The 26,527-nt window shown below is 35.3% G+C and carries 26 protein-coding genes; 14 read left to right on the forward strand and 12 right to left on the reverse strand.

Annotated features, from left to right (window positions below):
- Window positions 1–743: 743 nt before the first annotated feature.
- The 8 genes from C6H25_RS04800 to ribE all read right to left on the reverse strand — a co-directional run bounded on the left by C6H25_RS04800 (window position 744) and on the right by ribE (window position 10,662).
- Entirely contained in the window at window positions 744–4,142 is a 3,399-nt protein-coding gene (locus C6H25_RS04800) for an outer membrane protein (RefSeq protein ID WP_104748323.1), read from the reverse strand.
- Between the two features lie 28 nt (window positions 4,143–4,170).
- Window positions 4,171–4,464 carry a hypothetical protein gene (locus C6H25_RS04805; protein ID WP_104748324.1) on the reverse strand — a complete coding sequence of 98 codons (294 nt, stop codon included), beginning with the start codon at window positions 4,462–4,464 and terminating at the stop codon, window positions 4,171–4,173.
- A gap of 1,003 nt (window positions 4,465–5,467) precedes the next feature.
- A complete protein-coding gene (locus C6H25_RS04810; RefSeq protein ID WP_104748325.1) occupies window positions 5,468–6,994 on the reverse strand; it encodes a hypothetical protein in 1,527 nt (508 codons plus the stop codon).
- Window positions 6,995–7,245: 251 nt separating this feature from the next.
- On the reverse strand, window positions 7,246–8,010 hold the full coding sequence (locus C6H25_RS04815) for an outer membrane protein (protein WP_104748326.1): 765 nt from the start codon (window positions 8,008–8,010) through the stop codon (window positions 7,246–7,248).
- A 100-nt stretch (window positions 8,011–8,110) separates the two neighbouring features.
- A complete protein-coding gene (locus C6H25_RS04820; RefSeq protein WP_104748327.1) occupies window positions 8,111–8,755 on the reverse strand; it encodes a methionine ABC transporter permease in 645 nt (214 codons plus the stop codon).
- A gap of 4 nt (window positions 8,756–8,759) precedes the next feature.
- Complete coding sequence (locus tag C6H25_RS04825) at window positions 8,760–9,743, reverse strand: methionine ABC transporter ATP-binding protein (protein ID WP_104748328.1); 984 nt, start codon at window positions 9,741–9,743, stop codon at window positions 8,760–8,762.
- A gap of 24 nt (window positions 9,744–9,767) precedes the next feature.
- Entirely contained in the window at window positions 9,768–10,040 is a 273-nt protein-coding gene (locus C6H25_RS04830) for a FlhB-like flagellar biosynthesis protein (protein WP_104748329.1), read from the reverse strand.
- 1 nt (window position 10,041) lies between these two features.
- Window positions 10,042–10,662: a riboflavin synthase gene (gene ribE / locus C6H25_RS04835; protein WP_104748330.1), complete on the reverse strand. Its 621-nt coding sequence runs from the start codon at window positions 10,660–10,662 to the stop codon at window positions 10,042–10,044.
- Between the two features lie 88 nt (window positions 10,663–10,750).
- Here ribE and C6H25_RS04840 point away from each other — a divergent pair, with 88 nt between their 5' ends.
- From C6H25_RS04840 to mrdA, 9 genes are all read left to right on the forward strand, one after another.
- Window positions 10,751–11,515: a TatD family hydrolase gene (locus C6H25_RS04840; protein ID WP_104748331.1), complete on the forward strand. Its 765-nt coding sequence runs from the start codon at window positions 10,751–10,753 to the stop codon at window positions 11,513–11,515.
- 135 nt (window positions 11,516–11,650) lie between these two features.
- Window positions 11,651–12,799 (forward strand): lytic transglycosylase domain-containing protein, encoded by a 1,149-nt coding sequence (locus C6H25_RS04845; protein WP_104748332.1) that lies wholly within the window; start codon window positions 11,651–11,653, stop codon window positions 12,797–12,799.
- A complete protein-coding gene (locus C6H25_RS04850) occupies window positions 12,796–13,752 on the forward strand; it encodes a septal ring lytic transglycosylase RlpA family protein (RefSeq protein ID WP_104748333.1) in 957 nt (318 codons plus the stop codon). Before C6H25_RS04845 ends, C6H25_RS04850 begins: the two co-directional genes overlap by 4 nt.
- Window positions 13,749–14,243 carry a KdsC family phosphatase gene (locus tag C6H25_RS04855; protein WP_104748334.1) on the forward strand — a complete coding sequence of 165 codons (495 nt, stop codon included), beginning with the start codon at window positions 13,749–13,751 and terminating at the stop codon, window positions 14,241–14,243. Before C6H25_RS04850 ends, C6H25_RS04855 begins: the two co-directional genes overlap by 4 nt.
- Window positions 14,218–14,871, forward strand: coding sequence for a hypothetical protein (locus C6H25_RS04860; RefSeq protein ID WP_104748335.1), 654 nt, complete (start codon window positions 14,218–14,220; stop codon window positions 14,869–14,871). The genes C6H25_RS04855 and C6H25_RS04860 overlap by 26 nt, the downstream gene beginning before the upstream one ends.
- Before the next feature lies 1 nt (window position 14,872).
- On the forward strand, window positions 14,873–15,475 hold the full coding sequence (gene lptA, locus C6H25_RS04865; RefSeq protein WP_104748336.1) for a lipopolysaccharide transport periplasmic protein LptA: 603 nt from the start codon (window positions 14,873–14,875) through the stop codon (window positions 15,473–15,475).
- Window positions 15,472–16,104, forward strand: a complete 633-nt coding sequence (yihA, locus tag C6H25_RS04870; protein WP_104748337.1) for a ribosome biogenesis GTP-binding protein YihA/YsxC — start codon at window positions 15,472–15,474, stop codon at window positions 16,102–16,104. Before lptA ends, yihA begins: the two co-directional genes overlap by 4 nt.
- Window positions 16,105–16,218: 114 nt before the next feature.
- Entirely contained in the window at window positions 16,219–16,560 is a 342-nt protein-coding gene (locus tag C6H25_RS04875; protein ID WP_233707334.1) for a hypothetical protein, read from the forward strand.
- On the forward strand, window positions 16,541–18,346 hold the full coding sequence (mrdA, locus tag C6H25_RS04880) for a penicillin-binding protein 2 (RefSeq protein WP_104748339.1): 1,806 nt from the start codon (window positions 16,541–16,543) through the stop codon (window positions 18,344–18,346). Before C6H25_RS04875 ends, mrdA begins: the two co-directional genes overlap by 20 nt.
- A gap of 116 nt (window positions 18,347–18,462) precedes the next feature.
- Here the strand turns inward: mrdA and C6H25_RS04885 are convergent, their stop codons facing one another.
- Both C6H25_RS04885 and C6H25_RS04890 read right to left on the reverse strand, forming a co-directional pair.
- Window positions 18,463–19,278 (reverse strand): MetQ/NlpA family ABC transporter substrate-binding protein, encoded by an 816-nt coding sequence (locus tag C6H25_RS04885; protein WP_104748340.1) that lies wholly within the window; start codon window positions 19,276–19,278, stop codon window positions 18,463–18,465.
- A gap of 197 nt (window positions 19,279–19,475) precedes the next feature.
- Window positions 19,476–20,072 (reverse strand): peroxiredoxin, encoded by a 597-nt coding sequence (locus tag C6H25_RS04890; RefSeq protein WP_104748341.1) that lies wholly within the window; start codon window positions 20,070–20,072, stop codon window positions 19,476–19,478.
- A gap of 278 nt (window positions 20,073–20,350) precedes the next feature.
- Between C6H25_RS04890 and C6H25_RS04895 the strand changes: the two genes are divergently transcribed.
- A complete protein-coding gene (locus C6H25_RS04895; RefSeq protein ID WP_104748342.1) occupies window positions 20,351–21,355 on the forward strand; it encodes an ABC transporter substrate-binding protein in 1,005 nt (334 codons plus the stop codon).
- Between the two features lie 14 nt (window positions 21,356–21,369).
- Here the strand turns inward: C6H25_RS04895 and C6H25_RS04900 are convergent, their stop codons facing one another.
- On the reverse strand, window positions 21,370–22,545 hold the full coding sequence (locus C6H25_RS04900) for an FtsW/RodA/SpoVE family cell cycle protein (protein WP_104748343.1): 1,176 nt from the start codon (window positions 22,543–22,545) through the stop codon (window positions 21,370–21,372).
- 277 nt (window positions 22,546–22,822) lie between these two features.
- Between C6H25_RS04900 and flgB the strand changes: the two genes are divergently transcribed.
- The 4 genes from flgB (at window position 22,823) to C6H25_RS04920 (ending at window position 26,214) form a co-directional block, all read left to right on the forward strand.
- The gene (flgB, locus tag C6H25_RS04905; protein WP_104748344.1) at window positions 22,823–23,245 is read left to right on the forward strand and encodes a flagellar basal body rod protein FlgB; all 423 of its coding nucleotides are present in this window, start codon (window positions 22,823–22,825) and stop codon (window positions 23,243–23,245) included.
- A gap of 14 nt (window positions 23,246–23,259) precedes the next feature.
- Window positions 23,260–23,745, forward strand: a complete 486-nt coding sequence (gene flgC, locus C6H25_RS04910; RefSeq protein ID WP_104748345.1) for a flagellar basal body rod protein FlgC — start codon at window positions 23,260–23,262, stop codon at window positions 23,743–23,745.
- A gap of 110 nt (window positions 23,746–23,855) precedes the next feature.
- Complete coding sequence (gene fliE / locus C6H25_RS04915; RefSeq protein WP_104748346.1) at window positions 23,856–24,185, forward strand: flagellar hook-basal body complex protein FliE; 330 nt, start codon at window positions 23,856–23,858, stop codon at window positions 24,183–24,185.
- A 178-nt stretch (window positions 24,186–24,363) separates the two neighbouring features.
- Complete coding sequence (locus tag C6H25_RS04920) at window positions 24,364–26,214, forward strand: peptidoglycan D,D-transpeptidase FtsI family protein (protein WP_104748347.1); 1,851 nt, start codon at window positions 24,364–24,366, stop codon at window positions 26,212–26,214.
- A gap of 59 nt (window positions 26,215–26,273) precedes the next feature.
- On the opposite strand, the gene C6H25_RS08590 is transcribed toward C6H25_RS04920, so the two are convergent.
- Window positions 26,274–26,474: a hypothetical protein gene (locus C6H25_RS08590; RefSeq protein ID WP_158653876.1), complete on the reverse strand. Its 201-nt coding sequence runs from the start codon at window positions 26,472–26,474 to the stop codon at window positions 26,274–26,276.
- Window positions 26,475–26,527 lie beyond the last annotated feature (53 nt).

Consider the following 26,527-nt stretch of genomic DNA (forward strand, 5'->3'; position numbering starts at 1 on the left):
TTTAAACTTCTCTATAAAACTTGCAAAAAGCTTTCAAAACACTCTTTTTTACATTAAGCTAGTTAGATTATTAGATTAAGCTCTATTTTTTAAAAATCAATAACAAAAAGAGTTTGCAATGGTGTTGTGAGGCAATAATTTCTTAAGCAACACAAAAATACAAAAAGGGTTAAAACGCCTTTTATATTTTGAAGTGTAGGGACTTTAAAAAACTAAAGCTCTGTTGCTAAAATAAAAGTATTGGTGTTTAAAACTCATTAAATAGACTTTAGCTGAAAAAATTTTATGTAGTAAGCATTAATTTTTTTTTTAAAGAGAGTTAAGCCCTTTTCATTATTTTTAAAAATAATTTTTTATGTTATTGATAATATCATTATTGTGAAAAACAACCTATCAATACAATGTTTTTAACAGAGCCAAAACTAAATGTCTTTTAAAAACAATTTAATTATACATATTTGATTTTAGATAACACCTATCAATATTTTTACAAATAGAGCTTTAGATTATTATGGTATAAGATATCTTAAAGATTAGCTTGGAATTTATTTTTACCCCCTCGCTTGTTAAGACAAGCAAGCAGAATAAAAAACGAATGAATGAATGAACTCCCCCATCCTTTTAGAATAACTCCTATATAAAATAAGTGTTAGGATAAAAACAACTCTTTCTAAGCTTTAGCAAAGAAAAGAGTTCTAAAAGCTTGTCAATAAACTTAAATCCCCCCCCTTTAAATAAGAGGCTTAGAAATTCACCACATAGTTAAAATACAACTTGATGTTATTCTTATAGATAGTGGATTCTTCAAAGCCATTGTAATTGCTTCTAAAGTAGTAATTCACTACCAAAGGAATCTTTAATCCTAGTTCAATACCGCTATGCTTAGAGAAATTACTTCTAAAGCCTACCACTAAAGGAATTTGAAAATAGCTTGTATTCATACTAGCGCTTCCTCCTAGTGCTTTAATCTCTTCCATTTTAGAATGCCAAATAGATTCTCCTTGATTAACCCAAGTAGAGCCTAAGAGTTCTGTTCCTAGCAAGATACCTGCAGTATGAATGCCATCTTGACTTTCGTGGAAATTGTATAAGAAGTCAAAGCCTGCACCATAAGTATGGTTATTAGCTTGTCCTACACCATTACCTGCACCCATAATGTTAGTGGTGTGTCCTAAGTTAGATTGCATGTAAGCATAAGTAGCATAACCTCTAATACCCCAATGCTTGGTTTTACCAAAGAAGTATTTATAACCAATCTGTAAGTCTACACCATAAGCTGAACCACTTACGCTTTGAGTATGTGTAGCAGGTAGAGTGATAGTAGGCACAATGTTGTTTTGAGCGGCTACGGCTATGACATTGTTTTTAGCTTGACTTACTACGGCACTGGCGTTTTGAACAAGGCTTAAAGCAGATTTAAGATTGGTTACTTCATCAGCGTTAGAGCCAGCGGTTGTAATCGCAGAGTTAATCACATTTTCTAAACCAGCTAAAGCCTCTTTAGCGTCTGACATTTGATTGTTTAAGCTAGAGACATTCACTTGAGGATTTTTCAAATCTGTGTTAGCTGTGTCTACTACAGCTAAAGCATTGCTTAAAGCTTGCATAACTGCATGGTCATTAGTGTAGTTAAGAGCGTTTAAGGCAGTTTGCAACTGAGTGAGATTAGATTGCATGTTAGAAAGGTTTTGAGCGGTATTGCTGGTTGTAAAGTCTGTCGCCCCTAAAGTGAAGTTTGTAGAACCCACATCAATAGAATTATTTTGAGCGGTTTCTAAGTTTTGCACTAATTGTTGGAAATTTTTCTCAGCTGTTTGCAAGTTTAAAATTTGAGTGTTTAAAGCGGTTTTTTGCGTGCTAAACTTCGTTGCATCAGCAGTAGTTTCGCCATTTTTATAGCTCTTTAAGGTTGCAATAGCATTACTTAAACTCGTATTGCCTGACCCAAAAGCATCCTTAATATCATTTATGGCTGTTTGCAATGCGTTATATGCAGTTTTCACACCATTATTAACACTACTAGCATCAGATGTAGAAAACTTTTTAAACTCTGTGTTTAAACTGTCCACACTACTTGAATATTGTTTTACAAGCTTACCAATTTCATTGTAATCTCCCGCTAAAGTAATGTCTTGATTAAGCGTTTGCTCGCTTGTGGTTAAAGCTTTTTCAGCGCTAGTGAGCTTACCTTCAGCGGTAGTAAGAGCGGAGTTACTATCAGTAGCAAGGACAATAGAACTAGCGGGTTTAGGGGCTGGAGTTAGAGCTTTTTCCACAGCATCTAATGCGTTAGTCGCACTAGCCTCATCGGTCTTAACCGCGCTTAAATCCGCTTGCACATAGTGGTTGGTTACAAGGATATTTTGACCTTTCTCATTAAAGTATTGGCTATTGGTGCTATTACTTTGTGTGCTACTGATGTTAGTCAAATCTGTAGAAATAGCAGTTGTAGCTGTATTCAAGCCCTCAATAGCTGTCTTAATAGCTTCAACACTACTTTCAAGGGCTAGAGGATTTTTAGCATTAGCGCCTGTGCTTAACGCTGCTTGTAAATCACTCAATGCACTACTAGCCCCACTCACTTCCGCGGTGCCTACAGCTGTTGAAAGAGTGTTTTCTGCACCTTGTAATGCGGTTACATCATTTTCAAAAGTTTGCTCTAATGTTGCCGTGGTTGGAGTTTTTGGAGCTGGAGCTGATTCAGTAGCAAGAACGATTGCTGTGCCCTTTTTAGGAGATGCAGGAGGAGTTAAAGCCGTTTCTAAAGCACCTAGTGCACTCTTAACACTTTTTTCATCTTGAGTCAAAGTTTGCACATCAGTTTGCACAGCGCTATCAGTCTTAACGCTTTGAGCGTTGGTTAAAGTAGTTGCTATAGCAGTATTACCCTTAGCGCCAGTAAGCTCACCTAGAGTAGTCCATGAGCTGTTTAAGTTAGGGTTAGTAAGCGTTGCAGGACTTCCGCTTGTAGCTGTTGCTGCAGCTTTTGTATGAGTGCTAGAAGTAACAGAATCTTGCAATGTAGAAAGAGCTTGTTGAGCGGCTGCGATATTAGCATCATACCCTAGATTCTTCTCATCAACGACCACTTGTGCCTCAGCACCTTGTAGGGCTGTAATATCCCCATTGATAGCTTTTTCTTGTGTTGAATTAGCTGTGCCAGTAACAGAATTAATAGCTTTTTGGAGATCACCACTATCAGTATTCACGGCACCAATAGCTTTGCCAAGACTTGTTAAATCCCCGCTTACGACACTAGAGCTAGATTTCAAGCCTTCTGCTGCTTTGATAGCCTTACCCTCAGGCGTGGTTGGAGTAACAGAGCCAGTAGCGCCTGTGCCATTGTCATACGCGCTCTTTTGGTCTTGCGCTGTTTGTAATGCAGGAACTGCTCCCTTATACTGAGAGTCTGTGAGCGCTGTATCAAGGGCTGATGTATCGCTTTTTACTTTTGCTTCATCGTTTTGTAATGTAGTTAAGTCTTTAGACTGCTCGCTTGCTGCTGCACCTTTTAATGTTTGCAAGTCTTTTTGCTCTGTGGCAGTGTCTGTTGTAAGAGTTTTTAAATCTTGGTTTAAAACGCTATCTGTTGTGGCATTAGTATTTGCTTTAATGGCTTTAGCAACATCTGCTGTTTCTGTGGTTAAGTTAGCATTATCAGTTGCAGCTTGTGCCTCAGCTTTTTGCGTTGGAGTTTGGGGTGCACTTGGGGCTTTTTCAGCCTTTAGCGCTTTTGCTATAGCTTTTTCTTTAGCTGTGTAATCACTCTCAAAACCTTTTAATTTTCCAAGGTCGTTATTAAAGCTAAGCTCATCGGTACCAAACTTCGTTTTACTAGGCTCATCTGTTTTCATGCTTTTTAAATCAGCTGTAACCTTACCGGCATATTTTTTAATGTTAGCAATGTCAGCTTGTAATGAGCCTGTATCTGTCTTATCAGCCTTTTTATCTTTTGTAAGAGTATCACTACTAGGGTTATAATCTTCGATCTTTAGAGCATTAGTAGCACTAGTTTTATCTTTTGTATAAATTTTTGCATCTTTTTGTGCTTGTGTTTCCGAATTGACTTTCGCATCTAACACGCCCACGCTACCAATAAGCGCCACACTACCGACTACAGAAACAAATTTTTTACTTTTCATTCTACTTTTCCTTTCTTTACTTGATTACTTACTTACTGCTACCGCCACCAAAGACATTAGAGTCTACTACTGCCCCCATTGGACCTACATTATTTTGAGGAGCGCTTGTGTCTTTTCCTGCTTGACCAAAGGCTGAAGAATTGATTTCAGCGTTTTTGTTATAGCCACTTGTGCCGGGAGTTTTAGTGGTGTTGGTATAGCTTTGATTAGCCCATTGAAACCCTACTTCGCCATAAGCACCGCTTTTTTCAGCGTGCAACGCACTCATACTAGCTAACACCAAAGCGCTAGAACTCATTATCTTGACTAATTTTTTTAACATTAGTGATCCTTTCATTTTTAAAATTAAAATTTTTAGTTACAGACTAAAAGTCATAAACCACCTATATACAAGCCTATCAGCCTAAAACCATATGCTCTAAGCGATAGAACTCAAACGACTTTAAAACTAAAAGTTGTAATCAATCTTTTTTATCAATTACAAAAACGACTCTAGGAATACCTAGCTCTACGGACAATTTGGAATTTTTGTTCTTTTTAGGGCGTAAAAAGGTGTTGTTACACCGCTAAAAATTCAAGGGTTAGGTTGGAGACTCCAATAAAAAATTAAAGTAGAGACAACTACTGCTAGAGAGAGAGAGAGAGAGAGACGGAATTTTTGAGATTAATAATCATTTCCTTCATTACCTTGCATTCATTTTTTTGCATTGTGTTACCTTTCGTTAGATTTTACAAAACTTTGGAAGTTTATAGCTACTTTTATTAATTTTTGCTTAAGTCAATGGTTCTATTTTTCGTTAAAAAATAAGAGTTATCTTTAATAACATAGTGAGAATATCGTTAAAATGGTGGTTTTAATAAGAATTAATAGACAGATTTTTATCCAAAAATTTTTTAAAAAACAGATAAAAATAACCGACAAAAGAGAGAAAATTTTTAATGAATGAGTGGATTTTTAACAAAATTGGCTTTCGTTTTTTAGGATTATTTAGTAGTTAAATGTTAATCATATCTTTGATTAAATATATATTTAATAAATGAATATAATTTTTAATCAATTAGTAATTGTTTGCTGTTTTTGATTTATAAAAATTGGTTATATATCGTTTAATCAAACTTATATTTTTAATCAATTAACTTTAAAATCGTATTAAAAAATATCAATTATATTAAAAATATGCTAAAAATCTATTTTATAGTGTATATAGAATATTTTATTTGTAATTGATTCAAACGCTTTTTGAGTGTGAATTTTTTAAATCATGGATTTTAAAAAACGCATTTTACTCAAAAAAGCTTTAAAATTTTAGATTATTTAAGTGCTATTAAAACGAATAGGTGAGTTGGCAACGCACTCTATACATTCTAATCTGCCCAAACAAGTTCGCATAATAAAGTTGTGCTGTGAATCTATCCCCCACTTTGTAAGCAATGCTTGGGGTGATTTCTCCAAAGGTCGCATTCTTAGTCGCTCTAAAGCCTCTGTATGCCGGGTCCCAGCCACGATATTGGCTTAAATCACTCAAATTCGTATCTCCCTCCCATAAAGTGAAGTTATTCTTACCGGTAACAAACACTAAATCCAAAGCAAATAATAGGTTTTTCCAGCGATAATCTAGCTGTGAATACACTGAATAAATGCTCGTATTTTTTGTCGCTCCCCCTCCAACAAGCCCAAAGCCCATGCTCCCATGCCCTTGGCTACCATTCCATAATTTACCGGCTGTTTTTAACCCTCCTACATTATCAATCAAACTCGCATAGCCTTGATTAAAACTCCCAAAAGTTCCAAGCATCGCATAAAACCCATGCCTTTCTACGCTCACTTGGAAATTATAAACCCCTCTGCTTTGAGCTAATTCTTGAGGGGCATGATTTGCCATGCTCTCTCGCTTAATTTTATCTTTAAAATAAGTCGCTAAAAATTGCGAACGCTTAGTTTGAAACTCTGCATTATCGTTCATGCCTGTGGCGGCTAATTGGAACAAGACATTTACAAATTGGTGCGACCCACCCCATTGATAGCGATAATTAGCCTCAGTAAAAATCATGTAATTGATGAGTTTATGAGCGTATAAATCCGAAAATTTAGCCCTAAAATGATGGCGGTTTTCAAAACCAAATTTCTTGCCATAGCCTATTCCGCCAATCAAAAGAGCGTTCCCTATACCTGCTCCCCAAACACTCCCCTTTGTGTCTGCTCCAATAGCCTTTCCTTGACAATCAAAACGCCCACTTTTTGAGTTTAACCCTACATTAGCTAAACTCCCTTCACATTTTGCACCATTTAAATCATAAGCAACGCCAGCGCTATACAAATCATCTGCCATCCAACTCCCAAAAGCGCTAAAATCAAAAACAAAATTTTTCAAATCCTTGCTAACAAAACTCGCTCCAATCCCCCTATCGGTGCTTTTATCATAAAAAGGAGAGTTCAAATTCATCTCGCCTACTTGTGCGTAAGATTTAAAAAAGGTTTTTTTGACAAAAAGATTGTTAAAACTAAAAACATCATATTGCCCTTTCATTCTAACCCCTCTAGAGCCTTGAATATCATCCCACACTTGCCTACCTTTACCCGGAACGCCTGAGCCTTGTGAAAAAAAGATGCCTGTTGTAAAAGAAAAGCCTTTGTATTCTCCGGTGATTAAATCTGCTTTAATACGGAATTGAAAACCATTTCCATTGCCTGTTTTACCTCCATCTTGAGTGAAACGCCCAAAAACAAATCCGTCTAAACTCGCATTTTTGACTAAATCCATTAAAGGCGTTTTAGCTCCTAAAGTAGAAAAAGCTAATACAGCCCCAAACGCACTTCTTAATCCTAAAAAAATCAATCTATTTGTTCGCACTTCTAACTCCTTATGTGGTTATCTGCACTCTAAATTTTATAACTTTGTAAATAAAAAGTAAATAAAAGTTTTACTAAAAATGCGAGAAAATGAAAAAAGTTAGGCTCTTATTTTTTGAAAAAAGTTTTCTAAAAAATGAAATAGAACTAAATATTTAAGATAAATTTTAAAACGATTATTTTTAGGCTACGCTAATAGTGCTATTAGCAAAAAGAAAGAATTGTAAGCCCCCTCCTTTCAATCACTAAGATTTAAAATAAGAAATACATCGCTGCATAAAACGACCAATTACGCTTTAAATCTTCGCTATAAGAATGCGTGCCATCTTTAGTGTCAAAGCGTAGATATGGCGTAGTCATCATAGGAATTTTAAATCCTGCCTCAATACCCACATGCTTAGCGATAACACTTCTAATGCCGGTATTAAACATCCATTCAAACTCTGTTTTCTTAAGGTGTAGCTCACCCCCTACTGAGCCAGAACCATTTGCTACATTAGGTAAATTAGACTGCCTGACTTCTAAAGGCTTGTGATGATTAGCAGCATACCATGTATTACCCCCAATAGCAACCCCTCCAAATACGCCTAAGCTAAAGAATTTAAAATTCACTACATTTAACAATAAATCAATTCCTACGCCATAGCTAGAAAGATTAAAATTTGAATTTAAATCAATGGCATTATCATCATACATTCTTACATCTTTAAACTTCGCTACCCCCCAATCATAAAATCCATAATAGCGAAAGCCTGCCCAACCCTTTTTACCAAAAAGCTGGTTATAGCCTACATGAATACCAAAGCCCTCAATCACAGAATTATGGTCTTGAGAAAAAGTTTTGGCAATGGTTTTGGAAGTTCCAGCATATTGCGTGGTCTTGTCCTTAAGGGTTGCCATACCCACTTCATACATGCCCCCAATGAAAAAAGCGCTTTTTTCAGCATGTAGCCCTTGAAAAGACAGAGAAATTAAAAGAATGCTTGAAAAGGTTATAAATTTTAGTTTTGTTTTCATATTTGTTCCTATGTTATTAAAATTATGAAAATGCAACGAAATAATAGGAAAAATAAACTTTGCTTAACCTTAAAAAATAAACAATAAGTTAATGGAAGTTTTAACGCCCTTTTTTTAGGCGTTTCACCAAGTAATCCCCACCACTTTGAATGATTTGCACTAAAACAATAATAATCACTACCGCATAAAAAAGCACATCACCCCTATAAGTTTGATAACCAATCCTAATAGCTAAATCCCCTAAGCCCCCAGCTCCTAAAGCTCCAGCCATAGCCGAATAGCCTATTAAAGAAATTAAAGTGATAGTGATGTTATTTACTAAAGAAGGCAAGCTCTCTAAAAGCATCATTTTAATGACTTCTAAATTAGATGCTCCCAAACTTAAAGTGGTTTCAATCTTACCATGCTCTACTTCCATTAAAGAATTTTCAAAAAGTTTAGCCACAAAAGGAATGGCTGAAATAGCTAGTGGGATAATACTTGCGCTTGAGCCAATGCTTGTGCCAATAATAAAACGAGATAAAGGCAAAAGTAAAATAATCAGAATAATAAAAGGAAAAGAACGAGTCACATTAATGAGTGTGTCTAAAACTTTATGCAAAAGGGGTTTGTTTAACAAATGCCCTTTTTTACTCACTAATAATAAAACCCCCAAAGGCAAACCAAAAAAGACAGCTAAAAAACTTGCCACAAACACCATATAGAGCGTTTCTAGGGTGGCTTGAAATAACATTTGAGTTATCATTCTTTTAATCCTTTAATTTTTCAACTTTTAACCCTAAAGAATTTAAATACTCTAAAGCCCCTTGTATTTCTATAGCACCACCTAAAAATCGCACCACCAAATACCCTATATCTTTGGTTGTAAGCTCTTCAATATTACCAGAAATGATACTCACATCTATTTTAAAACGTCTAATCAAATTAGAAATAATAGGCTCATCTAAATGCTCCCCTAAAAATACAATGCGATAAATGTCTTGTGATTTTTTATCTACATGCTCATTTCTTACACCAAGCAATTCTTTAGTAACAGCATGTTTTGGGTTAGCAAAAATTTCTTCTACTAAACCTTTTTCTACAATCTCACCACTACTTATCACACACATTTGATTGCATAACTCTTTAACCACTTCAATTTGATGCGTGATAAAAACAATGCTTAAATCAAGCTTTTTTTGAATATCTTTTAAAAGGGTTAAAATGGAATGTGTCGTTTTAGAATCAAGGGCTGATGTGGCTTCATCACAAAGTAGCAAATTAGGACAATTCGCTAAGCTTCTAGCGATGGCTACTCGTTGCTTTTGCCCCCCACTAAGCTCTTTAGGATAAAAATGCGCTTTATCTTTTAATCCCACTAACTCTAATAGTTCATACACCCTTGGCTTAATCTCTGTTTTTTTCCATTTAGCAATCTCTAAAGCAAAAGCAACATTTTCAAACACATTTTTAGCGCTCAATAAATTGAAATGCTGAAAAATCATGCCTATCTTTTGACGAGCCATTTGCAACTCTTTAGGTTTTAGGTTCAATAAATTGACACCATTAACTAAAACTTCGCCAGAACTAGGGCGTTCTAAACAATTGATTAAACGAATAAGCGTAGATTTCCCAGCCCCTGAATAACCTATTACACCTAAAATATCGCCTTTTTGTAACTCTAAATTCACGCCCCTTAAAGCATGAAATCCATTTTCATAAATTTTTTCAATATTTTTTAATTCTACTACCATATCTATTTGACTTTTACATTTTATTTACTTTGACATTTGTGCATCATTTTCTACACCATTGAGCCACAAAAACACCTGCACCACGCTTTCATACAATTCTTCTGGTATCGCACTATCTAACTCCACCTTTAAAAGCGAATCCACTAGCATGGGATTAGAAAATAATGCTATATCGTATTCTTTAGCTTTTTGAATAATCCTTTTAGCCATTTCTCCCACCCCACTTGCGATAACTCTTGGGGCATAATCTTGTCCTATGTTATAGGCTAAAGCAGCGGCTTTTTGGGGTTGCTTCATTTTAATATCCTAAAGTAAGAGCGTCTAATTCATTCCAAGAGACATTTTTTTTCAAACTCTCTTGTTTTTTTAATATAGATGCCACACTTCTAACTAACAAATCGGTTTCAATATTCACACGCCTTTTAAGTTTGTAAGTCTTAAAAAGGGTGTTCTCTAAGGTATAAGAGATAATGGTTAGCCAAAACCCCCTTTCTTCAACCTTGCTTAAGGTTAAACTCACCCCATCAATAGCAATAGAGCCTTGCTCAATACACAATAAAAGCGTTTCTTTAGAAGTGCTGATAAAAAAATCCACTTGATTAGCGCTTTGAATGATTTTCTCAACAACCCCTATCGCATCAATATGCCCTTGCACAAAATGCCCATCTAGTCGTGCGTTAGCTTTTAGGGCTGGCTCAATATGGACTAAATCCTTGTAGTTTTCTAATGCCACGCTGTTTTGAGTTTTTTGACTTAGCTCCACGCTAAAATGCGTCTTTGAACTTTTTATAGCCGTTAAACACGCTCCATTAATGGCAATACTATCGCCAAGTTTTGGATACAAATTACTTTCAATCGTTAAAACGCTATTTTGAAAACTCTTCACTTTAGCTATTTGAGTGATTAATCCACTAAACATAATTGATTATTGTTTTCCTTATGTTAAAATGCCCCCTTATTGTAACATATTAAAACAACAGAATAAAAGCTCATAAAATAGGATAGGAATGTTTATAGATACGCATTGTCATTTAGACCATAAAGATTATGAAAACGATTTAGAAGAAGTGCTAAAAGAGAGCTTAAAAAAAGGTGTTTTTAAGTGTGTTATCCCCGGTGCGGATATGAAAGATTTAAAAAGGGCGATAGAAATTAGCGAAAAATATGAAAGCGTGTTTTTTGCAATCGGCGTTCATCCTTATGATGTAGATAGTTTTGATTTATCATTATTTCAAAAATTTGTTACACACAAAAAATGTGTTGCAATAGGCGAGTGCGGGCTAGATTACTACCGCTTGCCTGAGTTAAATGAAAGAGAGAGCTACAAAAATAAGCAACAAGAAATCTTTAGTAAGCAAATTGAATTTTCTATTAAACATAATAAACCTTTGATTATTCATATTAGAGAAGCAAGTTTTGATAGTTTAAATATTTTAAAAAGTTATCCTAAGGCTTTTGGGGTGTTGCATTGCTTTAATACTGATGATATGCTCTTAGAATTAAGCGAGCGTTTTTATTATGGAATAGGTGGGGTTAGCACTTTTAAAAATGCTAAAAAACTTGTAGAAATCTTGCCTAAAATCCCTAAAAATAGGCTTGTTTTAGAGACTGATTCACCTTATTTAACCCCCCACCCTTTTAGAGGCACAAGAAATAGTCCTACCTATATTCCTTTAATCGCTCAAAAAATTGCCGAAATATTAGATGTTAGCTTAGATGAGCTTGCTAAATTGACAACAACTAACGCTCAAAGGCTCTTTAATTTCTCTTAAAAGCCTAGTCATTTATTAAAGCTTGTCAAAGTTTAGATATAATGCACGCTATTAAAAAGCCCTTGCACTAAGCACTTGGCAATAAAAGCTCATTAGCGTTTTTGGATTTATGTAGGATTTTAAATAATAGACACAATGAAGTATTTTAGTAAAAAATGGTTTTTTTCCCTTGTTGTTAGTTCGCTTGCTCTTATGCCTATAGCCCATGCTAAACTAGCGTTTGAATCTCCCATAGACACGAAAGTTCTAGAGGCTTTTGGCGTGAATGCAAGCTTTTTAGCTCAAATGCCGACCGCTCTAAAAAATGTGAATGAAGAAGAAGAGTGGCAAAAGTTAGTCAAAAGATTTGATTCTAACTATCAGTTTATTCCTATCATTAAAAGCATGCTAAGAGAAGCTAATGTGCCGCAAGAATTTTTATTTCTAGCTATGGCAGAGTCTAGGTTTTCAACAAGGGCTTATAGCAAAAAAAAGGCGGTAGGAATTTGGCAGTTTATGCCAGAAACTGCTAGGGAGTTACATCTTAAAGTTAACCACTACATTGATGAAAGAAGAGACCCTATTAAAAGCACTCAAGCTGCTATTATCTATCTGAAAAAACTCTATAAACAAACCAATCAGTGGTATTTAGTCGCTATGGCGTATAACTATGGCCTACGCAATGTGCAAAATGCTATTAGAAAGTCCGGAAGTTCAGACATCAAGGTTTTGCTAGATGAAGACAAAAAATATCTTCCTAAAGAGACACGAGACTATATCCGCTCCATTCTAAGCCTAGCCTTAAAATTCAACAGCTTAGACAATCTCAAAAATAAAGAATATTTGCTTAATCGTGGGGCAAGAGTGAGTTTAGTGAGAGTGCAACTCAAAAGACGCACCCCATTAGCACAAGTTGCAAAAAACTTAAGCTTAAGTCTAAACACTCTCAAATCCTATAACCACCAATTCCGCTATAATATTCTCCCTTCAAAAGCCCCTACTTACACGGTCTATATTCCTTATGAAAAACTCGCGCTTTTTAAGCAACGCCAACTACGCCAAAACCCTACTAAAACCCCTATCATTCAAAAACATGTTAATAAGGGGTTTGGACATTCTAAGAATCTCTTTCTCACTCATGTGGTGTTGCCTAAAGAGACCTTATTTTCCATCGCAAAACGCTATAAAGTTAGTATCTCAAGCATTCTGTTAGCAAACAATCTCAAAAACTCTCGCATCACTATCCACCAACACCTTTTAATCCCTATTGATAAAAAATTCGCTAGTAATGAGGCTACTCCATGATTAGATTGCATAAATTCTACTTCATAGGTTTAGCATTTCTCATTGGTGCTTGTGCCACTAAAAAAGAAGATGTGATTAAAAAAAACTTGTTCTACAAACATGAAAGCTTGCGTGCTTATGAAAATGCTAGAGATTATGACCCTACCACTAAAACAGCAACCTATAAGCGTAATTTTTTTGAGCGTCATTTCAAACACCAAGAAACTCCTAAGCAAACTCACACTGCTAGTAATGAAAATAATATCAATAGTGGCATGCGTGATTCTAACGCTATTCAAAGAGCCACCATGCGTCCTTATCAAGTGGGGGGTAAGTGGTATTATCCTACTAAAGTGGATTTGGGCGAAAGCTTTGATGGTATAGCAAGCTGGTATGGTCCAAACTTCCATGCCAAAAAAACGAGCAATGGCGAAATTTATAACATGTATGCCCACACTGCAGCGCATAAAACCTTGCCTATGAATACCATTGTAAAAGTAATTAATAAAGAAAATAATCTCAGCACTATAGTGCGCATTAATGATAGAGGGCCTTTTGTGAATAACCGCATTATTGATTTGTCTAATGCGGCTGCTAGAGATATTGATATGGTTAAAAAAGGCACAGCAAATGTGCGCTTAATCATTTTAGGTTTTGGAGGCGTGATTTCTAAACAATATGAACAGAGCTTTAATACTAACCCTTCAAAAACTCTCAAAAAAGAGTTTAAAGTAGGCGAAAGTCAAAAGAGTGTGAGCGGTGGAAAATTTTCTTTACAAATGGGGGCTTTCAAGCGTAAAGAGGGGGCTTTAGAATTAGCAGAAAAATTGCAAGCTAAACACAAAGCTTATTCTACTAAAATCACTCATATCAATGACTTTTATAAAGTGCTAATACAAGGCTTTCAGAGTGAAGAAGAGGCAAGAGACTTTGCCTCTTCTCATAACAAAAATGCGATTTTAATTAGAGAATGATTAAGTTATTGCTTTTAGATGTAGATGGCACACTCACTGATGGCACATTGTATTTTAATGAAGAAATGCAAGAAATTAAAACCTTTAATGTTAAAGATGGGCTTGGCATGGTGCTGTGGCAAAAATTAGGTAAAGAAATCGCTATTATCACCGGAAGAACTTCAGTTATTGTAAAAAAACGCGCAGAGAGTTTAGGCATTCAGCATGTTTTTATGGGGGTCAAAGACAAAAACATTGTTGTAGAACAACTTAAAAAAGACTTAAAATTAAGCGCAAAAGAAATCGCATGTGTAGGCGATGACTATAATGATTTAGGCATGTTTAAAGCATGCACTTTAAATTTTGCTCCTTTTGATGCGCATCCTATCATTAAAAGCAAGGCTCATAAAGTGTTGCAAAACTTAGGGGGTAAAGGGGCAGTTAGAGAGGCGATTGATTATCTTTTAAAACTAGAGGGCTTAGAAGATGAGGCGCTTAAGCTTTACCTCTAATAGCGTTTTGAATTTCTTCATTGTTTTATCTGTGATTACTATAGGTTTAATTTTTTTCTTTTTGCGCTCCCAACCCACTAGCATTGTTTCTAAAGAAAATGTTCCTAAAATTGAACTAGAGGGTTTTAAAGCGTTTCAAATGAGTGAAGAAGTCATTGATTTATCTATCCAAGGTAAAAAAGCTTTGCAATATGATGATTATGAAATTTTTTTTGATTCTAAAATCAGTCGCTATGAACTAGATGAAACCCAAAAACTACCAACCAAAACCTCTAAAAATCACGCTAAGCAGAATCTTCTAGCGAGCATAGAAAGCGTGCAATCTCCTAAGGCTAAACGCCAGCAAGATTTGTATTTTTTTCCTCAAGGGGTAACTTACACCAGAAATGATAATTCTAGCTTTTGGAGTGAAACGGGCGTGTATGACCATAAAGAACAAAGCTTTAAAGGTAAAGGCAAATTTAAACTCATCTCAAATGAGGGCGAAATTAATGGACTTGACATTTATTATTCACATGTTTTACAACGCATTCAAGCCCAAAGCGTGCAAGCTGATTTGCTTTTAGATGAGATTAAAAAAAGTCAAAATGAAAATAAAAAATTTCCTACCATTCAAGGAAAGTTTTAACATGCGTTTTGCCCTCTTTTTTTGTGTCTTATTGATTTTTTTAGATATTGCCCTTTCATTAGAGACACAAAAAAAGGGGCTTGTAGCAACCAAAGAGCGTTTAGAAATTACCGGAAATAAATTTGTCGCTGAAGATAAGACTAAGATGGCTATCATTCAAGGCAATGTGCAAATCAAAAAAGGAAAAGATAGGCTATTTGCTGATAAAGTCAGCGTTTTTTTGAATGAAAAACGCCGTCCTAAGCGTTATGAGGCTGTTGGAGATGTGCGTTTCACTATTTTTACTGAGGACAATCGTGAGATTCAAGGCAGTGCTGATAAACTTATCTATAACGCTTTGAATGGAGAATACAGACTGATAAAAAATGCTGTTGTTAAAGAAATAGGCAAGGCAAACACCATAATAGGCGATGAAATTATTCTAAATAAAACCAAAGGCTATGCTGATGTAGTAGGTAGTGAAAACCACCCCGCTAAATTTATCTTTGACATTGAAGATATTAATGAAGAAAATCGCAAAGCTAAATTAAAGCAAAACGCTAAAAAATCTAAACAAGCCCAAACACCTACTAATCAAAAACCTGCCAATAAGGAAAACCTATGATACTTATTAAGGACGCTCATTTTATAACCTCTGCAGCAAAACTCTCTCAATGCCCTGCAAGTGCGGTGTCTGAAATGGTTTTTCTAGGGCGTAGCAATGTAGGAAAAAGCACTTTTATCAACACTCTATTAGGAAAAAATCTCGCTAAAAGTTCAGCCACACCGGGCAAAACCCGTTTAGCAAATTTTTTCTCCACTACTTGGGAAGATAAAGAAAATGCTTTAATAACAACTTTTAATATCCTTGATTTACCCGGCTTTGGCTATGCAAAAGTCTCTAAGAGCTTGAAAAAAGAATGGGAGGGGTTCTTATGGGAGCTATTAAGCGCAAGAGTTTCTATCAAACTTTTTGTGCATTTAATTGATGCACGCCATTTAAACTTAGAAATTGACAATAGCGCTAAAGAAAATCTTCAAGCAATTTTGAGAGCTGACCAAGTTTATCTGCCCCTTTTTACTAAATTTGATAAGCTTAATAAAAACGAGCAACACCGCCTTTTTACTAATTCTTCTAAACCCTTTTTAATCAATACAAGCGATTTTAACACCCTTTCGCACAAATTCCCTAGCCTTCACATCGTACGCCAAACCCTTTTAAAATATTTACTCAATCCCATTCAAGCGGTTTAGATTATGTATCAGCGTCCTTCTTTAAGTCATAGTTATCTTTATACGCCATTGTTATGGTGCGTATTATTTTATGCGTATAGTCTTTTTAGAGATTTAATCCCTATTTTACCGCCTATGCTAGGGGTTTTATTTTTATTGTATGCTAGAGTGCATGAGCATTTTTTACTCTGTATTTTTGTCTTTATATGCTTGTTTTTATTTGAGAGCATGCATTTGCAAGTTTTAGGGGTTTTAGCTCTTTTATTCTTACTCTACTACCAGCTTATTTATAAAAATTCATTGCGTTTTTTAAATAATGGCTTTTCTTTCAAATGCTTGCATGTCTTTTTAATATACTTTTTGTATCTATCGCATTTTTTCTTTTCTATGCCAAGCTGGAATGATTTGTATCCTTTTATTATTTTTGCGCTCATAGAAAGCGCTCTGTGGAGTTCTTATGAAAAACTTGCGCTATAACTTCTTGCTCTTTCTTTTTATTAGCATTTGGGCTATCCTTGCTCTAAATCTCTTTGTCTTAAGCGTAAAAAACCAAGAATACTACGAAAAATTAGCCGAACGCAACATGACTAAAAAAGAATTTTTAGTTCCCAAAAGAGGCAATATCACCGATAGAAACCACAAGTTTTTAGCTGTAAATGAGCTTGTTTTTGGCGTGTTTTTGCCTAGTATGCTTAAAAAAAAGGAGTTATTAGAAAAAATTGAAATTATCCAAAAATATTTTCCTAATCTTTCAAAAGAAACCCTTCTAAGCAATTATCAAAAAGAAAATTCACTCTATAACCATAATCTTATCAAGGTAATTGGCTTTATTCCTTATAAAACCATGCAACCTCTCTATACCAAGCTTATCCAACATAATGGCATTTTTGTGCATCCTTTAAACAAACGCTTTTATCCTAACGCCTCGCTTGCCTCGCATGTTTTAGGCTATGTAGGCGTAGCTAGTCTGCAAGATTTAAAAGATGATGAAGAGAGCCAATACAGCCAAATTGTAGGAAAAACCGGCATTGAAAAAGAATATAACAAGCATTTGCAAGGTAAAGTAGGCTATAAAATCATGCGAGTAAACGCTCTAAACCAAGAACTAGCCACTTTAGAAACCGTGCCTCCAAGCACTAACAACCACTTGCAATTAAGCCTAGACAAACGCTTGCAAGAAGAGGCTAATGAGCTTTTTAAAGACAAGCGAGGGGTGCTTTTAGTGATGAATGTTAAAAATGGGGAATTATTAGTAGCTGGAAGTTATCCTGAATACAATTTAAATGATTTTGTAGGAGGAATTAGCCAAGACAAGTGGCAAAAACTCCAAGATGATATTTATAACCCCCTATTAAACCGCTTTTCTAATGCACTCTACCCACCCGGCTCTGTAGTCAAAATGGGGGTAGGACTAAGCTTTTTAGAAAATCTAAACATTACTGAAGACACCACTATTCCTACACCCCCTTATATTGAAGTAGGTAAGCGAAAATTTAGAGATTGGAAAAAAATAGGGCATGGTAACTCTAATCTATATAAAGCCATTAGAGAATCTGTAGATGTGTATTTTTATAAATTTGGACTTGAAATCTCTATAGAAAAGCTTGCCAAAACTTTAAGAGAAGTAGGCTTTGGTGAAAAAACAGGCGTTGATTTGCCCAATGAATTTGTAGGGATTGTGCCTGATCGTTTGTGGAAACTCAAGCGTTTTAATCAAGATTGGAAAATGGGCGATACGCTCATCACCGCTATAGGTCAAGGCTCTTTTTTAGCCACGCCTTTACAAGTGCTTGTTTATACCGGACTTATTGCTACAGGAAAGCTTGCTACGCCCCATTTTGCCATGATGAATACAAGCGAGCTTAAAGACCCTTTGAGCGATTTTCAAAAAAAGAAACTCAAAGCTTTGCGTGTAGGCATGTATGAAGTGTGTAACCATAAAGACGGCACAGCGTATTATTCCACAAAAGGCTCTAAAGTAACTCTCGCTTGTAAAACCGGCACCGCACAAGTCATAGAAATCCCCCAAAGCATGATGACACGCATTAAAGAAAAGGATATGGAGTATTTCCACCGCTCGCACGCTTGGATTACAGCGTTTTTGCCTTATGAAAACCCTAAATATGCTATTACAATCTTAGTAGAGCATGGAGAAGGGGGTTCAAAACTTGGGGGTTTATTAGTTAAAATGAGCAACAAGCTCTATGAGCTTGGCTATATTTCTCAAAAAGATTTAAAGACCCCTCCTCCATTGAAAAACTAAAAACTAAAGCTAAAATATTAAAGTTTTTTTGCTAAAGAAATGCCTTTTTAGTTGTCAATTTAAATATATAAGAGTTTTGTGCTAATCTCTTTATTAAGAAGAGATTAGACATCAAATTAAAATGCAGGAATAATAGCCCCTTTGTATGTATCAGCAATAAATTGCTTGGTCTTATCACTCTGCAAGGCTTGGATAAGCTTTTTTATCCCCTCGTTTTCAGCATTATCCTCACGAGTAACTAAAATATTAGCATAAGGAGAATCCTTGCCTTCTGAAAATAAAGGGTTAGTAAGCTTGCCTTGCAAAGCGTAATTTCCGGGAACTACAGCCCCCTCTACGTCATCTAAAACTTTAGCTAACATAGCAGATTCTAAGGGCTTGATTTTAACCTTATAAGGATTTTTGATAATATCAAACTCGTTCGCATATAAATTGCTTGGGTCTTTGAGCGTGATAATCCCTTGCTTATGCAATAAAATTAATGCTCTGCCTTGATTGCTTGGGTCATTTGGCACTGCAATCATAGAGCCTTTCTTCAAATCTTTAATATTAGTGATTTTTTTAGAATAAAATCTTAAAGGCTCTATATGAATGCTTGCTACATCAATCAAGTGTGCATGCCTATCTAAATTAAATCGGTCTAAATAAGGGCGGTGCTGAAAAAAATTCGCATCTAATGAGCCATCTATTAAAGCTAAATTTGGCGTAACATAATCTGTAAAAGGCACAATGATTAAAGCAATGCCTTGCTCTTTTAAATCTTCTGCCACAGATTGTAAAATTTGAGCATGCGGAATAGGAGTAGCCCCTACTTTAATCTCCTGAGTGATTTCATATTTTTCCTTTTTTTCCTTATGTTTATGCGCTTGCAAAGTATTCAAGCAACCCAAAATCACCATAACCACGCAAAAAACACGCTTTAAAATACCCATAAAACTCCTTTAATCTTAAAAAATAACCGCTTTTTATAAGCCAGCTCTCAAAAAATATGCCTCTAAATCTAATTAAAAACGCTCTCAAAGCTAAACATCTAAATGTAAAATGATAAAAAAATAAAAAATGAAAAAGAAAGAATTGGCAAGGAAAATTCCCCTTGCCAGAATTAAAATCCGTTAGTTCAAACGACCAATTAAAGCTTATCAGCGTGGTCTTTAAGATACTCTGCAACGCCCTCAGCAGTCGCTTTCATACCTTTATCACCTTTTCTCCAACCAGCTGGGCAAACTTCACCATACTCTTCAAAGAATAAAAGCGCATCGACCATGCGAAGCATTTCATCTACATTTCTACCTAGTGGTAAATCATTGATTACTGCATGTCTTACTTTCATGTTTTTATCAATTAAGAAAGAACCTCTTAAAGCAATCGCCTCATTAAACAATACATCATAATCTCTAGAAATACTCTTAGTAATATCAGCTACCATAGGGAAAGATACTTGACCGATACCGCCTTTTTCTACAGGGGTATTCTTCCAAGCAAAATGCACTTGCTCGCTATCAATAGACACACCAATAACATTAAAACCTTTTTCTTGGAAGTCTTTCACTCTGTGGTCAAACGCAATAATTTCTGAAGGGCATACAAAAGTAAAATCTTTTGGCCAAAAGAATAGCACTGCACCATTTTTACCTAAATTCTTAGAAAGCTCAAAATGCTCATCAATTTGGTTATTTCCTAAAACCGCAGGGGCTTTAAAATCTGGGGCAAGTTTTGTAACTAACATAATACAACTCCTTAAATATTTTAAAAATTTCGTTAAATCAAACAGATTTAATTTTGATTATTGTTTTCCACTTAAAAGGAAACATAGCGAAGTATATTCTTAAAAAGTTAATAAGAATATATTTTCTTTCATATTTTGAGATTTTATAAAAAATAGTTTCATTTTTACTATATTTTCATAACGATTAAAACAATATCTTTGATTAACAAATAGTTTTCTAAGAGTGTTATAATGCTCTCTTTAATCATATTCTTAATCTCAAAGAAAGGCGAAACATCATGTTTGCAACTCGTTTAAAAAAAACTTTAGCCCCCTATTTGTTAGGTGCATTTTTAGCCTCTATATCCTTACCTAGCATTTCTAATGCTTCCACACAAGAAATCAAAGTCAAAGATTACTTTGGAGAGCAAACCTTTAAGCTCCCTATTCACAAAATGATTTATCTAGGAAGTTATGCTGAAGTGCCAGCAATGCTTGGCACTTGGGATAAGGTCGTGGGTCTTTCTCGCTATGGCTTTAGAATTGATATTAATCAAGTAACCGCTAAAAACCTCAATAGCATTCAATCTATTGGTGGAGACCATCTCTCAGCACTCAATACTGAAGAGCTGAAAAAACTTGCCCCTGATGTGGTGGTAACTTTTGTGGGTAATCCTAAGGCTATTGAATACGCTAAAAAATTTCATATCTCTTTTTTATCTTTTCAAGAGCAAAGTATAGAAGAGGCGATAAATAACATTAAAACACAAGCTAGTATCTTGCAAATTGATGCGTCTAAAAAGTTTGCAAAAATGCAAGAAACTCTAAACTTTGTCAAAGAGCGTTTAAGAAATGTTAAGAGAAAAAAAGGAATAGAATTTTTTCATAAAATTAACATGGTAAGCGGTCATCATGCAATCAGCTCTGATATATTAGAAAAAGGTGGCATAGATAATTTTGGCTTAAAATATGTTAAATTTGGGCGTGCTGAAATCAATATGGAAAAGATTGTTAAAGAAAACCCAGAGATTATTTTCATTTGGTGGGTAAGCGCTTTAAAACCTGAAGATGTTTTAAATAACCCTCAATTTAGCACTATTAAAGCGGTTAAAAACAAGCAAGTTTATAAACTCCCTACAATGGATATTGGTGGGCCTAGAGCGCCTTTAATCAGCTTGTTTATCGCTACAAAAGCCTACCCAGAGGCCTTTAAGGGCGTAGATATTAATGAAATTGTTAAGGACTATTACAAAGTCGTTTTTGACTTAGATGAAAAAGAAGTTCAAAAATTTCTTTGGGAATAGCTTTAAAAGCCTTGCTAAGAAATCTCATCTTTTGCATATCTAGCAAGGCTCAAAACCAATCCAACCGCTATGCAATTAGCCAATAAAGAGCTACCCCCATAGCTTAAAAACGGCACCGCCAAACCTTTAACCGGAAAAATCCCCCCCACCCCAAACGCATTGATAATCAAAGAAAATCCTAGTAATAATGCCATTCCTATACAAAACAAAGCGTATTTAGGCTCTTTTAACCGATTAGCAATCTTAACAATCATCATTAAGATTGCCAAAAATACTGCTACACAAAAAAATAATCCCAAAAACCCTAATTCTTCTGCAATTCCGGCTAAGACCATATCCGTATGCACCTCACTCAAAAAACCTAGCTTAATTTGCCCTAGTCCTAGCCCTTGTCCAAGCAACCCCCCATTATGAATGGCATTTCCTGCATGAAAGATTTGATAAGATTCGGGTAAATCGCTCACTTTAAGAGCGTTTGCTAATTTATCAGGCAAGAGTGTAAAAAGTGAATTTTGCAAATTAGACCACCACAATTTCAAACGCAAAATCCTATGAGCGCTTGTAACAATCGCTAAAACACCCACTGCAAATGCCACTGAGACAATCATACCTACTAATTGAGTGCTACCCCCAGAAAACACCAACAAAACTGCAAAAACAGCCCCCAAGAGAACAATTTGCCCCAAATCATTTTGCATAACTCCAATCACAAAAGCCAAAAACAAAAAGACAAGCGAATAAGGGATAAGGGTTATCATCTCTTCTTTTACATTTGATTTGTCTTGCAGAACAAAGGTGCGAGACAAGCTCCATGCAAGAAAAAAAGTAAAACCAATTTTTAAAAACTCCAAAGGCGCTAGAGAGAAAAACCCTAAGCGAATCCAGCGCTTTGCTCCTCCTGCACTACTTGAAAGGCTTTCAGGCAAAAAGACCATGCCAATAGTCAATAACAAGGGAAGAAAAAAGAGTAAAAAACCTAAAGGACTAAACCACTTTTTAGGGTCTAATTTTGACAAACCCCACATAATCCCTATACCCAAAATAGCACTAATTAATTGACGCTCAAAAAAATGAAACTCTCCATAATGATACAGCACAACGCTCGTATAGCTAGAGAGAGAATAGCTCATCAATACCCCAAAAAAAATTAACAATGAGGCACAAAAAAACAGATTTCTATCTGCAGTCATTTTCTTTATCCCTTGCCTGTAGAATGCCCTTCTTAATAAAAATTTTTAACTCAAATTATAATCAATCAAATTTTTAAGGCTTTTTAGAGATATTTTACACTATAATAGTTTAAAATTTTGCTCGCTTTTTAGCGTCTCTCAAAGGATACTTGCAGTAATTGTGCAATCTCTTCTATGGCTATACTTAAAGAATTAAAAATAGCTAGAATTGGAACAATTTTTGCATAGCGTAGCTTGATAGTTGCATAAAGAGCTAAATTGTTAAAAGGTTTTTGATATGGATTTTTCTAAAGCGTTTCCCCTTGCTTATAAAGCGATGGATTATCGGGCTTTGCGCCAAGATATGATTGCTTCTAACATCGCTAATGTGGACACACCTTTTTACAGACCTAAAGATTTGGATTTTGAAAGCGTCTTAGCTGAAAAAAAAGCTGAAATTTTTGACAACAAATCTAGTCAAATCCTTTCTTTAGCCCATACAAACCCTAGACATTTAAGCTTTAAAGACAGCAGTTCGCAAGGGGCGAGCCTCTTTTATAGAGATGGGCATTTAGCTAAAAATGATGGCAACAGCGTGGATTTAGACATTGAAACGAGTGAAATGGGTAAAAACTCTACCATGTATTTGGCTCTAAGCACGGCGTTAAAAAAATATCGTAGCGTTGTTAATTATGCTATTGAATCTAGCAAGAGTTTATGATTTAAAGGAATAACATGTTTTTATCTTCTTTTGACATTAGTGGTTATGGCTTGTCTGCCCAACGCTTAAGAGCTAATCTTATTTCTTCTAACATCGCCAATGCTAACACCACTCGCACAAGCGAAGGAGGTCCTTATAGAAGACAAGAAGCAGTATTCAAAGCTTTTGATTTCAATGAAATTTTAAATCAAAAACTTACCCAAAACAATCAAGTTATCCCTTATGAAGACCCCTTAAATGAGGGCGATGACAGCTCGCTAGTCCCCATAACCGGTGTAGTTGTGGATAAAATCGTGCGTGATGATAGCAAACCATTGATGAAGTATGACCCAAGCCACCCTGATGCCAATGCTCAAGGTTATGTAGCATATCCTAATGTGAATGCAGTCGTTGAAATGGCAGATTTAGTAGAGGCAACTAGAGCCTATCAAGCCAATGTTTCAGCTTTTCAAAGCACTAAAAATATGGCAAACAATGCTATTAGCATGATACAAACATAAGCTATCTTATGAAGAATAAAAGAGCTAAAATTATGATTATTAACTAAAATATGGGTAAAATGCTTTGCAAAATAGAAATTTTAAAAAATTAAAGAGCTTAAGGAGGTTTTATGCAAGCCATACATAATGACAAGAGCTTACTGAACGCTTTCTCTGAGCTTAATACAGACAATAAAGCCAGACAAGAAGAAACAGGGAACGCTTTCAAAGAGCAAAAAGGCGGAGAGTTCTCACGACTTCTCAAGCAATCTATCAATGAGCTTAACAGCACGCAAGAGCAGTCTGATAAAGCTATCGCAGACATGGCGACCGGACAAATCAAGGATTTGCACCAAGCAGCCATTGCTATTGGTAGGGCTGAGACAAGCATGAAACTTATGCTTGAAGTGCGCAATAAAGCTATTAGTGCTTATAAAGAACTCTTAAGAACGCAAATCTAGTTTTTAAGTGTTTTGTTCTAAAAAAACAACGCCCCTTTCCTATTTCTCCCTATTGGGGTGCGTTTCAAATCCTTGCAAACTTACCATTAAGAAGGCAGTTACCATTACTCCATCTCTAGTTTTTTACAAGACTAAACAGCTAGTTTTTGACAAGTTTTTTAATAGGTTGGGGCTTTAAGTGCATTCACAAGAAAACCAAGATTCACAAAACCCTTTTGATTATCAAACCTTTCTAAGCACTCAAAAAAATAAAAGTGCGTTTGCCGCACTTGTTTTTTTATTCCTTTTTTTACTCTTTTTAATAGTAGCGTTAATACAAGCGACTTTTCCACGACCCAACATGCCTACCCTAACCATTAGAAAACAAGATATTGCTATTAGAGGCACTATTTATAGTCAGGATGGCTATAGCCTAGCAAGCTCACAAAAACTCTTCAAGCTAGGTTTTGACACAAGATTCTTAGACCCCGATAAAAAAGATTTTTTTATTGATTTTCTCTCTATCTATAGCAATATCCCTAAAAAATCTTTAAAAGATGCACTCAATACCAAAGGCTACACCACCCTAGCTTATAATCTCACTCCAAATACAGCTGCTAATCTTAAAGATTTGAATAAAAAATTTCTTGCGTATGGAGTCTTTCAAAATTTTAAAGATAAAAACAATAAAATATGGCAAAAGCAAGGCTTAGATATTGAAGTGAGCGGCGTTTCTAGGCACTACCCTTATAAAAGCAGTTTAGAACCTATTGTTGGTTATGTGCAGAAAAAAGAAGAAGACAAACTCACTCTAACGACAGGTAAAAAAGGGATTGAAAAAGTTCAAAACAATTCGCTCAATGCCCAACAAAATGGAATCAAAATAGGCAAAAGAGATGTGAGTTTCAATTTTATTCAAAACCGCTCTTATGTAGAAAAAAAACGCCTTGATGGCTTTGAAGTGTATTTGAGTATTCCTCTAAAACTCCAACGAGAGATTGAGACCCTACTAGATAAAACTAAAGCCAAACATAAAGCCCAAGAAATTTTAGTAGGCATTATCAACCCTAAAAGTGGGGAAATCCTCTCTTTAGCTACAAGCAATCGCTTTGATCCAAATACAATTAAAACAAGCGATTATGAGAGCTTAAATCCAAGCGTAGTTGAAAAAGTTTTTGAACCCGGTAGCACCATCAAGCCCATTGTATATTCCTTACTCTTAGATAAAAATCTTATTAAACCCAAAATGCGTATTGATTTAAACAATGGCTTTTATCAACTCGGCAAATACACTATTAAAGATGATTTTATTCCTAGTCAAAAAACCATTATAGAAGATATTTTAATAAGGTCTAGCAATGTGGGCATGATAAAAATCAGCAAAAATCTGAGTGCTGAAGATTTCTATAATGGGCTTTTAAACTATGGATTTGCACAAAAAACAGGCATTGATTTATCTTTAGAAAGTCAAGGAAAAATCCCTCCCTTAAACGCTTTTAAGCGTGAGGTGTTAAAGGGAAGTGTTTCTTATGGTTATGGATTGAACGCAACTTTTTTGCAACTTTTAAGGGCTTATGGTGCATTCTCTAATGAAGGCAAATTAGTTACGCCCTACTTAGTGCAAAGAAAGACCGCTCCTAATGGCGATATTTATATCCCCACTCAAAAGCCTACTATCCAAGCTATTAGCGACAAGACAGCTCAAAAAATGAAAGAAACCCTGCTTAAAGTAGTGCGTTATGGCACCGGCAAAGGCGCTCAATTTGATGGGTTATACATAGGGGGAAAAACAGGCACTGCTAGAGTGGCTAAAGGGGGAGGCTATAGCGAAGAGTCTTATAATAGCTCTTTTTTTGGATTCGCAGAAGATGAAAGACATGTTTTTACCATTGGTGTGGTTATTTTAGGTTCACACGGCAAAGAAGAATACTATGCTAGTAAAATTGCAACTCCCATTTTTAAAGATATTACAGAAATTTTAGTGCGTTATCATTATCTAACCCCCTCTATTGCTATTCAAAATACGCTAGAAAAGCGTTATAAAAAATAGTTAGAGTAAGTATGTTTACAAGATATTTTTGGCACAATAATAAAGTGAAGCCATGAGTTTTAAAGGGAAGTTTTATGTTGGTCTTTTATAAAAAATGTGTGAATATTTTTGTGCTTTATATGCTTGGACTTTTGAGAAGGTGTTTTCCAAACGCTTTTTGGTTGAATATCTTTAGAATCATCAATAGCAGAGCTAGTGGGGCTGATAGCTTGATTATTTCTACGAATATTATTAGCATGATTACTAATAGATTTTATCAAGATAACAGTTGTCTCTTAGGAGTCAAGATAAAAACCTTCGAATCACTATTGCC

This window comes from Helicobacter cetorum, from assembly GCF_900198405.1.
GTDB lineage: Bacteria > Campylobacterota > Campylobacteria > Campylobacterales > Helicobacteraceae > Helicobacter > Helicobacter cetorum_C.

What these genes read in the sequence shown, in the direction of transcription:
- C6H25_RS04800 (WP_104748323.1), bottom strand. Translation starts at nt 4,142, where the DNA reads ATGAAAAGTAAAAAATTTGTTTCTGTAGTCGGTAGTGTGGCGCTTATT.
- C6H25_RS04805 (WP_104748324.1), bottom strand. Translation starts at nt 4,464, where the DNA reads ATGTTAAAAAAATTAGTCAAGATAATGAGTTCTAGCGCTTTGGTGTTA.
- C6H25_RS04815 (WP_104748326.1), bottom strand. Translation starts at nt 8,010, where the DNA reads ATGAAAACAAAACTAAAATTTATAACCTTTTCAAGCATTCTTTTAATT.
- C6H25_RS04820 (WP_104748327.1), bottom strand. Translation starts at nt 8,755, where the DNA reads ATGATAACTCAAATGTTATTTCAAGCCACCCTAGAAACGCTCTATATG.
- C6H25_RS04825 (WP_104748328.1), bottom strand. Translation starts at nt 9,743, where the DNA reads ATGGTAGTAGAATTAAAAAATATTGAAAAAATTTATGAAAATGGATTT.
- C6H25_RS04830 (WP_104748329.1), bottom strand. Translation starts at nt 10,040, where the DNA reads ATGAAGCAACCCCAAAAAGCCGCTGCTTTAGCCTATAACATAGGACAA.
- ribE (WP_104748330.1), bottom strand. Translation starts at nt 10,662, where the DNA reads ATGTTTAGTGGATTAATCACTCAAATAGCTAAAGTGAAGAGTTTTCAA.
- C6H25_RS04840 (WP_104748331.1), top strand. Translation starts at nt 10,751, where the DNA reads ATGTTTATAGATACGCATTGTCATTTAGACCATAAAGATTATGAAAAC.
- C6H25_RS04845 (WP_104748332.1), top strand. Translation starts at nt 11,651, where the DNA reads ATGAAGTATTTTAGTAAAAAATGGTTTTTTTCCCTTGTTGTTAGTTCG.
- C6H25_RS04850 (WP_104748333.1), top strand. Translation starts at nt 12,796, where the DNA reads ATGATTAGATTGCATAAATTCTACTTCATAGGTTTAGCATTTCTCATT.
- C6H25_RS04855 (WP_104748334.1), top strand. Translation starts at nt 13,749, where the DNA reads ATGATTAAGTTATTGCTTTTAGATGTAGATGGCACACTCACTGATGGC.
- C6H25_RS04860 (WP_104748335.1), top strand. Translation starts at nt 14,218, where the DNA reads ATGAGGCGCTTAAGCTTTACCTCTAATAGCGTTTTGAATTTCTTCATT.
- lptA (WP_104748336.1), top strand. Translation starts at nt 14,873, where the DNA reads ATGCGTTTTGCCCTCTTTTTTTGTGTCTTATTGATTTTTTTAGATATT.
- yihA (WP_104748337.1), top strand. Translation starts at nt 15,472, where the DNA reads ATGATACTTATTAAGGACGCTCATTTTATAACCTCTGCAGCAAAACTC.
- C6H25_RS04875 (WP_233707334.1), top strand. Translation starts at nt 16,219, where the DNA reads ATGCTAGGGGTTTTATTTTTATTGTATGCTAGAGTGCATGAGCATTTT.
- mrdA (WP_104748339.1), top strand. Translation starts at nt 16,541, where the DNA reads ATGAAAAACTTGCGCTATAACTTCTTGCTCTTTCTTTTTATTAGCATT.
- C6H25_RS04885 (WP_104748340.1), bottom strand. Translation starts at nt 19,278, where the DNA reads ATGGGTATTTTAAAGCGTGTTTTTTGCGTGGTTATGGTGATTTTGGGT.
- C6H25_RS04890 (WP_104748341.1), bottom strand. Translation starts at nt 20,072, where the DNA reads ATGTTAGTTACAAAACTTGCCCCAGATTTTAAAGCCCCTGCGGTTTTA.
- C6H25_RS04895 (WP_104748342.1), top strand. Translation starts at nt 20,351, where the DNA reads ATGTTTGCAACTCGTTTAAAAAAAACTTTAGCCCCCTATTTGTTAGGT.
- C6H25_RS04900 (WP_104748343.1), bottom strand. Translation starts at nt 22,545, where the DNA reads ATGACTGCAGATAGAAATCTGTTTTTTTGTGCCTCATTGTTAATTTTT.
- flgB (WP_104748344.1), top strand. Translation starts at nt 22,823, where the DNA reads ATGGATTTTTCTAAAGCGTTTCCCCTTGCTTATAAAGCGATGGATTAT.
- flgC (WP_104748345.1), top strand. Translation starts at nt 23,260, where the DNA reads ATGTTTTTATCTTCTTTTGACATTAGTGGTTATGGCTTGTCTGCCCAA.
- fliE (WP_104748346.1), top strand. Translation starts at nt 23,856, where the DNA reads ATGCAAGCCATACATAATGACAAGAGCTTACTGAACGCTTTCTCTGAG.